Annotated in this window: 9 protein-coding genes; 2 read left to right on the top strand and 7 right to left on the bottom strand. The window is 50.1% G+C overall.

The genetic code is table 11. The features are described from left to right. Together ABY802_RS14160 and ABY802_RS14165 are read right to left on the bottom strand one after the other, a co-directional pair. Positions 1 to 1,282 (bottom strand): TIM-barrel domain-containing protein (locus ABY802_RS14160; protein WP_372627774.1); only part of this gene is annotated, 1,282 nt, incomplete at its 3' end. Between the two features lie 2 nt (positions 1,283 to 1,284). Beyond that, positions 1,285 to 3,258 (bottom strand): alpha-amylase family protein, encoded by a 1,974-nt coding sequence (locus ABY802_RS14165; protein ID WP_372627775.1) that lies wholly within the window; start codon positions 3,256 to 3,258, stop codon positions 1,285 to 1,287. Between the two features lie 168 nt (positions 3,259 to 3,426). Here ABY802_RS14165 and ABY802_RS14170 point away from each other — a divergent pair, with 168 nt between their 5' ends. Continuing rightward, on the top strand, positions 3,427 to 4,629 hold the full coding sequence (locus tag ABY802_RS14170; RefSeq protein WP_372627776.1) for a diguanylate cyclase: 1,203 nt from the start codon (positions 3,427 to 3,429) through the stop codon (positions 4,627 to 4,629). Here the strand turns inward: ABY802_RS14170 and ABY802_RS14175 are convergent. The 5 genes from ABY802_RS14175 to ABY802_RS14195 all read right to left on the bottom strand — a co-directional run bounded on the left by ABY802_RS14175 (position 4,613) and on the right by ABY802_RS14195 (position 9,733). After that, complete coding sequence (locus ABY802_RS14175; protein WP_372627777.1) at positions 4,613 to 5,821, bottom strand: EAL and HDOD domain-containing protein; 1,209 nt, start codon at positions 5,819 to 5,821, stop codon at positions 4,613 to 4,615. The two genes, ABY802_RS14170 and ABY802_RS14175, sit on opposite strands and share 17 nt — an antisense overlap. Before the next feature lie 113 nt (positions 5,822 to 5,934). Next, positions 5,935 to 7,173 carry a DEAD/DEAH box helicase gene (locus tag ABY802_RS14180; protein ID WP_372627778.1) on the bottom strand — a complete coding sequence of 413 codons (1,239 nt, stop codon included), beginning with the start codon at positions 7,171 to 7,173 and terminating at the stop codon, positions 5,935 to 5,937. A gap of 131 nt (positions 7,174 to 7,304) precedes the next feature. Then, positions 7,305 to 7,457: a DUF5989 family protein gene (locus ABY802_RS14185; protein WP_372627779.1), complete on the bottom strand. Its 153-nt coding sequence runs from the start codon at positions 7,455 to 7,457 to the stop codon at positions 7,305 to 7,307. Then, entirely contained in the window at positions 7,457 to 7,870 is a 414-nt protein-coding gene (locus ABY802_RS14190; RefSeq protein WP_372627780.1) for an SxtJ family membrane protein, read from the bottom strand. Before ABY802_RS14190 ends, ABY802_RS14185 begins: the two co-directional genes overlap by 1 nt. Positions 7,871 to 7,894: 24 nt before the next feature. Beyond that, a complete protein-coding gene (locus tag ABY802_RS14195) occupies positions 7,895 to 9,733 on the bottom strand; it encodes a carbamoyltransferase (RefSeq protein WP_372627781.1) in 1,839 nt (612 codons plus the stop codon). 77 nt (positions 9,734 to 9,810) lie between these two features. On the opposite strand from ABY802_RS14195, the gene ABY802_RS14200 reads away from it, so the two are divergent. Next, positions 9,811 to 11,063: hypothetical protein (locus ABY802_RS14200; protein WP_372627782.1), on the top strand; the 1,253-nt coding region annotated here is incomplete at its 3' end.

An 11,063-nucleotide genomic window follows, 5' to 3' on the forward strand; every position in this document is an offset into this window, starting at 1 on the left:
CATAGGCGTTATGAATTTCATCAGCACTACCCAACATATGTTGGGTATCAGAGGGATGCACTTCCGGCTCGCCTAAATCGCCCCATACCCCGGCCACACCCTGCTCAGCCAGATCTTTATAAATTTGCCAGAACCAGTCGGCGGCGACCGGGTTAAACACATCAATTAAGCCGGTATTACCAAAATAAAAATCAAAGGTTTTCGGGCTGCCATCAGCTGCTTTGGCCAATACTTCTGCAGCTACCGCCTCTTGCCAGCGCTTCGAGCTGGTTAAAACAAAAGGCTCGGTCACTAAAATGGTGTTAACACCATTAGCTTTAAAGTCGGCCAGCATTTGCTCTGGCTCTGGAAAGGCTTCGCGGTCCCAGGCCAGGTTACCCATATGGCCTTTAATATCCGGGCCAAACCAGTATAAATCGAGCACGATAGCATCAAGCGGCAGGCCCAGCTCACGGTATTTTTGTACCACCGCCCGCGCTTCAGCCTCAGTGCGATAGCCAAAACGTGAGGCATAACTGCCAAGGGTCCAGCGTGCAGGTAATAGCGGCTTGCCACTCACCGTCAGGTAGTTATCAATTAGCTCAGGGAAGCTGTCGCCCGCCACCACGATATACGCACTGCGGCCACCTACTGCACTGAACTCCAGCGTATCGGCTGCGGTTTTGCCTAAATCGATATGGCCGGTTGCCGAGTTATCAAACAGCAACATATATTTGTTGCTCGACATTACACCAGCCAGGCTGAAATACATTTGTTCAGATTCGGTGCTGTAGCCATAGTGCGCTTTGTTATATAGCGGCAGACGATGGCCACGGCGGTCCATACCCAATACCCGCTGACCGGCACCAAACAGCTTTTCCTGCGCCGTTAACCCAAATTTAAAACCCAGCTGCTCACTGTTTCGAAAGAAGCCCGGTTGCTCGGTGGTGATAAGCTCACCCCCGTTGTAAAAGCTCAGCTTCAGCGGTGATTTAGCTATTTTTACGCTCATGTGCTCTGAGCTATACACTAAGTGATCATTCTGGTTAAGCACGGTCAGGGTAAGCGGTGCCGGCTTAGTGCCAATAGCAAAAGAAGGCAGCTGGGTATGGCCGTCAGGTAAATAATGGACTTCTGCTACCTGTGGTTGAAAAAAGGTAATGGCCAGTTCGCCCTCGCTGGTTTTCAGCAACAGCTGGTTTCCCAGCTGACGGTGTGACTGATAATCGGCGGCCGTCGCAGCAAAAACGGTCAGCAGGCCAAAAGCCGCCAGCAAGCGGCTTACTGAAATTAAATAGCACATGGTTACTCCTGATAAAACTGGACGCGATAGACCACTGAGCCCAGCGGCGGCAAGGCAATAGTAACCCGCCCCACACCATTTGTAACCTGCAGCTCTGCTGCACCCTCGCCTAACTGGCCAGCCAGATCATGGCTACCATCGGCTAATTGCCATTCGCTTATCAGCTCCGATGGCAGTATCAGTTCAAACTCACTGGCTTGTTCGGCATTAAAATTACTGACCACAATTAACTGCTGGGCGTCCTGCTGTTGCGGATGGGTGTAGCGGGCAAACGCCAGTTGCTGCTCGCTGTAGGCCGTGTTGTTCGCCAGATTTGCCGTGTGTAACTGATAGTACTCGCCCATTAGCGCCGGCGCGGTAGCACTGAACTGCATTAACCGCACATAGAAATCACGCAGGGCCGCTTCATCTTTGCTTAGTGCACCACCATCAAATTTGCCACCGTTCATCCAGCGTTGGTGATGCGGCACGCCAATATAATCAAAAATGCTGGTGCGGGTCGGCTGGCCAAAGCCGGCTTGCTGTGCGCCCGGCTCGCCAACGTCCTGACCAAAGTACAACATGGTCGGTGAGGTACTGATTAACGCCGACACCACCATCGCCGGCATGCCTTTACGGGCATCCCCGGCGAAATCCGGGCTGGCAATCCGCTGCTCGTCATGGTTTTCCAGAAAGTGCAACATATGCTGCTCAATATCGGCCATTCGTTGCTGGGTTTCCACCAGCGCCGAGGTGGGCCCGCTGCCTTGCATTACTAATTTTAAGCTGTCGTAAAATTCTACTTTGTCGTACAGGTAGTCCATTAACCCCAGTTTGATATAATCCCGGTATAAGTCAGGCTGATACACCTCAGCCAGTAAAAAAGCATTGGGGTTAACCTGTTTAATATGCGAGTTTAAATAGCTCCAGAATTCTACCGGCACCATTTCCGCCATATCATAACGAAAGCCATCCACGCCAAAATCGAGCCAATACAGCGTAATATCGCGGAATTTTAACCAGGAATCCGGTACATCCTTGTCCTGCCAGAACTGATAATGGGCCTGCCAGTCTTTTTCAGCATACTCTGAGGGCAAACTGTCGAAGTCATAGCTGCCATCAGGCCGCACGCCGTAGTTAATTTTTACGGTTTCATACCAGTCGTCAAACGCCGGCTGGGCGGCGCGGGCACCATTGCCTGTCCACTTAGCCGGGTTTTCACTAAACTGGCCATCGGCCAGCGGGTGCGGCTCGCCGCCCAATACCTGATAATTGTCTGGCCATTGTGGCACTGCAAACGCCTTGCCGGGCACATAATAAAAGTTATTGTTGCGGGCATACTCAACCGTGCTGTCGTCCTTGGTACCAAAATCAGTTACGCCGTCGGGTTTAGCCAGTGACTGGTAATCCCGTGCCACATGGTTAGGCACAATATCAATCAGCACCTGCATATCATGCCGATGCGTACGCTCAATTAAGGCTTTAAATTCTGCCAGCCGCTGCGCCGGGTTAACCGCTAAATCGGGGTTCACACTGTAATAGTCTTTTACCGCATAGGGTGAGCCTGCGCGGCCTTTTACCACATCAGGATCGTCCAGACTGATGCCAAACGCTGTGTAATCGTTAATAACCGCATGATGCGGCACCCCGGTATACCAGATATGGCTGGTACCGAGTGCTTTAATACCGGCCAGCGCCTCGTCAGTAAAGTCGTTGAACTTACCAACACCGTTTTCTTCTAACGTACCCCAAGGCTTATTGGTGGTTTTAGTATTGCCAAACAGCCTAATAAAAACCTGGTAAACCACCGGCTTGCCATGGCGCTCAGCGGCACTAAGTTCAGCTTTAGTATCAGGCTTTGCCGGTGTCGCCTGTTCGGCTGGCGGCTGGCTACAACCGGTAATACTATAAGTAACAATTGTTGCAGCAAGCATTGCCAGCAAGGGTTTGACGCCGAGACGAATAGTGCTGGTTTTGTTTTGAGTTGGTGTTGTCATTGCTTTTACCCTGCCTTAGTACTAACCCAGTAACTTACCCCAGAATTAACCTGGCTGGCTGCCTTTTTTTGGTGCATACGTATGCAAGCGTCCTGTATGCTTGGACCGATAAAACACTGTTATTTAGGCCTGAAGCTGGCTATAGTAATGCCCAGAAGGAGATAAGTAATGGAAACAGTAACTGAAGCCAGACTTCTAATTTTATTTATCGCCTTACTCTCCCTTGTCGGATGCATGTCCTGGTGTTTAATGAGTTGGGTAGTTCGGATATGTCCGTTGGCCAGCCGCCACTTTGCGTTGTCTAATCTGCTGATTTTTAGTGGTACATTATTAATCTACCTCCAGAATCAGCCGCCTTCCTTTGGATTCTGGTTTACCTCTAATGCGTCGATGTTAGCGGGTTTCTATTTCTTATATACTGGCCTGGTCAAACTATTTAAATTATCCGGGTCCAGCCGGGTTGCCCAATCAATTCTTGTATTAGCACTGATTGTGTTGTGGCCATTAAGCCACAATACCGAAAACTTCGTGTTAATTGGGGTGGTGTTCTCAATTGCTGCATCAAGCCTGTTTGGTTATGCTGCCTGGGCTAATTACAGGGGAATTAAACAGGAATTCAATACGGTTGCCGCCTTATCTGTCAGTAGTCCTTTTGCGCTCGTCTCTCTGTTCTTTATAATTCGAATCGGATTTATCTTTCACACCCAGAATGCTACACAAGACTATATCTCCATTAAACATCCGGATTCACTGCCACAATTATGGTTTTTGGTTGTATTGACTATTGTTATTAATTTAAGTCTTGTTGGTAACGCCTTTGCCAGATTAGTAACCAAAATTCGCTCACTTGCTGATCGCGACAGCCTTACCGGTCTGTGGACCCGGCGTATCATAGATCAACAACTATTAAATCAAGCTAGAATCTGTGATCGTCATCATTCAGTATTTAGCATTCTACTGATCGACCTGGACTACTTTAAAAAAATTAATGATAGATACGGCCATCAAATTGGCGATCAAGCGTTACTTCATGCCAGTAACTGCTTTAAAGACGCACTTAGAGACGTAGACTGGCTGGCTCGTTATGGTGGTGAAGAGTTTCTGGCTTTATTACCTGATACTGGCCAACCTGATGCGGTTATTATCGCCGAGAGGCTACGGCAACAGCTGAGTGCACAACCATTTACAGAAGCCGCCGAGCTGCAACTTACCGCCAGTGTTGGTATTGCAAGTTATTATGCCCGTGACAATACAGAACAGTTAATCGCGTCAGCCGACCAGGCGTTATATCAAGCAAAAGCCAAGGGACGCAATCAGGTATGTTTGTCTGAACGTCCGACCGTCGCCGCTCTTGTTAGCGAACCAGGATAGTATCTGCCCAACGCACAGCTTGCTGATACACGTCGGCCAGTTTGGCAATACCACTGATTTGCTGCTCCAGATTGATGGTGGTTTCCCAGTCACCGCGTTCAAACGCCAACGTTAACTGCAACATTTTGCCAAGCAGGCCTGACTGGCTCAGTAATGCCTGTTTAATTTCAGTTTGCAGTGGCAGTTGCTCGAGCATGACCAATTGTGGCTGTTCGATAATTTCATGGACGTTGGAGAATAAACCGGTTAAAAACGCACTGGGGGGGTTGTTCGACAAGTGTTTTTGTTCGGCCAGTAAATCACAAAACCGCGCCCGGATTAATGCCACAGTCAGGCGGTCATCCTGTTCGCTATCTGCCAAATTTGCCAGTGCCAGCAACGCAATAAACTTTTTCAGCTCAGGCTCGCCCATTGACACCATTGCTAGTTTTAGTGAACTAATGGGCTGGCGCGCAGCAAATTGGCTGTTATTGACAAACCGCAATAATTTATAGGATAACCCGACGTCCCGCTGACAAATACCCGCCAGCAAATCAAAATCGAGTTCGGCTTTTGATGACTCAGCAATTAACGACAACAAATTCGCTTTGTTAGAGCTAAGCTGCTTTTGCTTCATCATTTCTGGCCGGGCAAATAAGTAGCCCTGAAACAGCACAAAGCCCATCATTTTCAGCTTTTCAAATTGCTCCGCGGTTTCTACTTTCTCAGCAAGCAGTACCAAAGGATACTCGGCAATCCGCCGCAAATAGCGGCTAATTTGCAGCAAGTTAAATTGTAGTACGTCTATTTTCACATAAGTAATATAGGGTAGAAACTCATCCCATTTCGGGTCAAAGTCGTGATCATCTAATGCCAGTTTATAACCCTGACTATGTAAATTCTGACATACCTCTAACAATTCCTGACTTGCTGGTACCGTTTCCAGGATTTCAATGACCGTGCTGGCCGGGTTGATAGAGGTAGGAAAGCGGTGCAGCAAGGTATCAGCAGAAAAATTAATAAAGGCGGGTTTGTTACCGGTAATGCTTTCAACACCCAGCAATAAGTGGTGTTGCAGCAATAACTTACTGGTTGCTTCGTCGGCATCAATATTTGGAAAGCTATTCGCTTCGCCATCCCTGAACAACAGCTCATAGCCGAACACTGATTTGTTAGCATCGAAAATAGGCTGACGGGCAATATAACCGTACATAACCACTATACTCCTTTACTTCCTGTACATGAGTATATTCATATCTGCTGTAATAACAACAGCTCCTTTTGACTATCCCGACCAAAAAGCAAGCAGGTTAGCACTGCCAGCGCTTAACTGCGTGGTGAACGTCGACCGTCGCGGTGCTCAGTTTTTGGCTTTTTGGGCCGGTAGGGCTTGCTGTTCGGGTTACTGTCGGCCAATGCCTGCACAGGCTCAAAACCAGCAACCACCTGTCGTGGAATTTGCTGTTTGGTTAAACGCTCAATACCCGCCAGTTCTTTTGACTCATCAGCGCAGACTAGCGATATTGCCTGACCCGATTTACCGGCGCGGCCGGTGCGGCCAATCCGGTGCACATAATCTTCCGCCACGTGTGGCAAATCAAAGTTTACTACTTGCGGCAGCATATCAATGTCCAGGCCCCGGGCCGCGATATCAGTAGCTACCAGCACCCGGATAGTACCGGCTTTAAATTCTGCCAGAGCTTTAGTGCGGGCGTTCTGGCTTTTATTACCATGAATGGCCAAAGCGCTGATGCCAGCTTTTTCTAGCTGTAAGCTCAACTTATTGGCGCCGTGTTTAGTGCGGGTAAATACCAGCACCTGACGCCAATTATGTTGTTTCGCCAGCGAGATTAACGCGGCGGCTTTCTGGTTTTTATCAACCGGATAAACCCATTGCTCAATTTTTTCAACGGTGCTGTTAGGTGGCGTTACTGTCACTTCTACCGGGTTGTGCAGCAAGCCTTTGGCCAGGGTGCGTATTTCGTTAGAAAAGGTAGCCGAAAACAGCAGGTTCTGTCGTTTGGCTGGCAACAACGCCAGAATTTTTTTAATATCGCGGATAAAGCCCATATCCAGCATCCGGTCGGCTTCATCCAATACCAGCACTTCCAACTGAGTAAAACGCATGGCATTTTGCTGGTATAAGTCCAGCAACCGGCCCGGCGTGGCGATCAGAATATCCACGCCTTTGCGCAGCGCCATCAGCTGCGGGTTAATACTTACCCCACCAAATACCACGGCAGAGCGCAGTGGCAGGTATTTACCATACACTTTTACGCTTTCAGCAATTTGCGCCGCCAACTCACGGGTGGGTGTTAAAATAAGCGCCCGTACCTGGTTTGCCTGCACTTTGCGGCCCTGGCTACTGCCCTCGCTCAGCATTTGTAGAAGCGGCAGAGTAAAGCCGGCGGTTTTACCGGTGCCGGTCTGGGCGGCGGCCATTAAATCCTTGCCAGATAATACCGCCGGAATGGCTTGCTGCTGAATGGGTGATGGTGTGGTGTAGCCTTTGTCGCTAATGGCTTTTAAGATATCGTTCGACAGGTTTAAATCGGTAAATTGCATGCGTTATCCCGCAATAAAGGCTGCGAGAAAAATCTGCCGCAGCTGCAGTGGCCCTCGTTTTGAAGGGCGTGCAGCTTACAGGATCTGTGCGCTATTAGCCAATGTTGATGCTGGCAAAGCCGAAATCCGGGCTAAAATAGGGTATAAATAAACCCTGCTAAGGCCGATTGCTGGCTTACCACCACCAGCGCGCCCAATAAGGCCAGCACCAGAATAACTGGTAACAACCATATTTTTTTACGAACCCGCAAAAAAGCCCATAAATCAGTTAAAAATTCCTGCATTAAAACGGATCCTCTAAATCTTTTGCGGTGGGTACCTTATCGGGCGCTAACCAGAAGCTGTCGCCGGTAGGTTTATGCTGGTATTGCAACTTACTGCAGAGCCGCAGCACCAGTCCAAGCGGTAATAACATCAGGTAAAACACCAGCCCCAGCAGCAGCCGGGTATTCAGCCAGGCCATCACTGTGGCAAAAGCCATCCACCCGCGGTACGGATAATACAGTCCGGTTGGCCAGCAGCATGCCATTAGCAATAGCATGGCCGACAACACCAGCGGCCACAGTGGCAAAGTCGCCACGCTAAGATAACCAAATAACCAGGGTAGCAACAGCGAAAACACCAACGGCAGGGCAATAGCCATTTGCCAGCCAAAGGTGCGTAAACCGCTTCGGTCGCTTTTTAACAGCAACTGCATAATGCATCCTTAGTGCGCAACGGGTTAATCATTTGCAAAACTGCGCAATCTGGCCGCGGCCAACTGTGCCGAGTCCTGCTCGGCTTTACTCAGCACACAGTTGCCCAGCACCAGATAATCCATATCCGTTGCCAGAAAGCCCTGCAATGCCTCAGCCGGGCTGCAGACCGGTGGTTCCCCCCGAACATTAAACGAGGTATTGATCAGTATCGGCGTCCCCGTCAATTCGTGAAAGGTTTGCAGTAAGTGATGAAACCGCGGATTGTCCTGCTTAGCCACCGTTTGCACCCTGGCGCTGTAGTCAATATGGGTAATTGCAGGTAAACTTGAGCGTTGCTGCGCCAGCTTATTCAGGCCACGGACCTCAGGTGGCAGGCTGATACATAACTCGGGGTTCACTTTCGCCACTAACAGCATGTAAGGGCTGGCCGTTTTCAGATCAAAATACTCCGTAGCATATTCGGCTATTACAGCCGGGGCAAACGGCCGGAACGATTCACGTTGTTTAATTTTCAAATTAAGAATGCTTTGCATGGCAGCACTTCTGGCATCACCTAAAATAGAGCGGTTACCCAGTGCCCGGGGGCCAAATTCCATCCGCCCCTGAAACCAACCTACCACCTGGCCTGCCGCCAGTAAACCGGCCGTGGTGTGATATAAAATGTTATCGCTTAATTGCTGGTAAGGTATCTGCTGCTTATCCAGCAACTGGCAAATTTCAGCATCATGGTAGGCTGGCCCTAAATAGCTACCCTGCATCTGGTCGTGTTGCTCATCCGCAGCTCGTGGTTGCTTAAAATACTGATGCCAGGCCAGCATGGCCGCCCCTAAGGCACCGCCGGCGTCCCCCGCCGCTGGCTGCACCCAAAGTTCGCTAAAAGGGCCTTCCTGCAACAGGCGACCATTAGCCACGCAATTAAGGGCCACGCCACCGGCCAGACATAACTTACTAGCCCCTGTCAGCTGATGCGCATGGCGGGCAATTTTCAGTACAATTTCTTCGGTAACCTGCTGCACCGAGCAGGCTAAATCGAGATAAAGCTGGCTGGGCGTAGTATCAGGGGCTAATGGCGGCATGCCAAATAACTTTTCAAACTTCCGGTTCACCATCTTTGAACCTACCGGATAGCTAAAATAGGCCATATTAAGCGCAAAGCTGCCGTCAGATTTAACGCTAACCAGCTCACTGTAGATGGTCTGGACAAAGCGCGGCTCGCCATAAGGTGCCAGCCCCATTAGCTTGTACTCACCAGAATTGACTTTAAAACCACAGTAATAAGTAAAGGCAGAATAGAGCAATCCCAGCGAATGCGGAAACTGCAGTTCAAACAAAGGCGTTAACGTATGCTCTTTACCATGCCAAATTGTTGAAGTAGCCCATTCGCCTACCCCATCGAGGCAGATAACAGCAGCCTCTTGATAGGGGCTTGGATAAAACGCTGAGGCGGCATGCGCCTGATGATGCTGACTAAACAACAGCTGCGGCAACGCGGTTTTTTTATCCAGCCCTGCCAGAGTGCGCAGCTCGCGGCGCAGCACGGTTTTTAAATACAGTTTTTCTTTCAGCCAAATGGGCATGGCCGCCAGAAAGGAGCGAAATCCCCGCGGTACATGGGCCAGATAGGTTTCCAGTAAGCGCTCAAACTTCAGTAGCGGTTTATCGTAGAACACCACGGCGCTTAAATCAGTCACCGCAACACCGGCTTCGCTTAAACAATAACGGATAGCATCAGCGGGAAACGCCGCATCGTGTTTTATCCGGCTGAAACGCTCCTGCTGCGCTGCGGCCACAATAACCCCGTCGGCCAGCAAACATGCAGCGCTGTCATGATAAAAACAGGAAATACCCAGAATATATTGCATAAGCCGGCTGCTACCGCACCATCCATTATAAAACCCTTATCTAAAGTAACCTTAATTGACAATGGGCGGTAGTTCAAATGCGCCAAAACTTGCTGCGCCCCGAAACATCGGGTACCGTCATATTTATTCTGCCGTTTATTCCGAAACCCATGCCGATTATGCTTGTTTCAGCAGCCACCGTAACCCGCCGCCGTAAAGTGCTGTTTTACAGTATCGCGTTGGTGCTCCCACTGCTGCTGTTACTGCTGGCAGAACTACTGCTGCGCCAGAGTAGCCTGTATCAGCGTTATCCATTAACGGTGCCGGTGGCAACGATGCCAGGTTACTTGCAAGCCAACCCGGCCCTGATAAACCGCTACTTTGCCACCCCGGCTCAGGCACCACAGGTTAGCCCTGACACTCAGTATTTTCTGGCACAAAAAGCGCCCGGTATGCAACGCATCGTGTTTATTGGCGGCTCTTCGGCGGCGGGCTTTCCGTATGGTCGCTGGGGCGCACCGGCAGCAATGCTGCAACAGCGCTTAAAACGGCTATATCCTGAACAGCATATTGAGGTGATTAATCTGGCGATGGCCGCCATAAACTCCTACACCCTGCTCGATATCAGCGACGAAGTCATTGCCCTTAAGCCCGATCTGGTGCTGGTGTATGCCGGCCACAATGAATTTTTAGGGGTAATGGGTGTGGGCTCTACCTTTGCCGGGCAGTACAGCCACGGTACTAAACTGCTGTATTTAACGCTGCGTAAGGTGGCATTATTTCAGGCATTGCAGCGCTTTAGTGCCTGGCTAAGCGCCCCTCCAGCCTTTACAGCAGAGCGAACCATGATGGCGCAAATTGCCCGCCATACTGAAATAACGAAATACTCCGCCTTGTTTAATGCCGGCATTGACCAGTTCGACGCCAATATGCGCCTGCTGCTAAGCCAGTTTCAGGCAGCCGGCATTCCGGTGCTACTCAGCACTATTGCCAGTAACGAAGCGGATCAGCCGCCTTTTGTCTCAGCCAGGCCAGCGTGGCCAAACCCAACAGTGGAGCAACTGCAGCAGGCACTGATTACCGAACCTCATATTGCCAGCTGGCATTTTCAGCTGGCAGGGTTGTACCGGCAACGAGGCGACACACAGCAGGCCCTGGCCCATTATCAGCTGGCACGGGAGCATGATTTACTGCGCTTTCGGGCGCCTCTGGCCATTAACGCCACGCTAACCAGGCTCAGTAGCGATTTTAAGCTGCCATTGGTTGATGGCGAGGCAGTGCTGCGCCAACACAGCCCTGATGGCATTATCGGCAACACGTTCATGTTGGAGCACTTACACCCAAATCAAAA

It is taken from the genome of Arsukibacterium sp., from assembly GCF_041616895.1.
Lineage (GTDB): Bacteria > Pseudomonadota > Gammaproteobacteria > Enterobacterales > Alteromonadaceae > Alishewanella.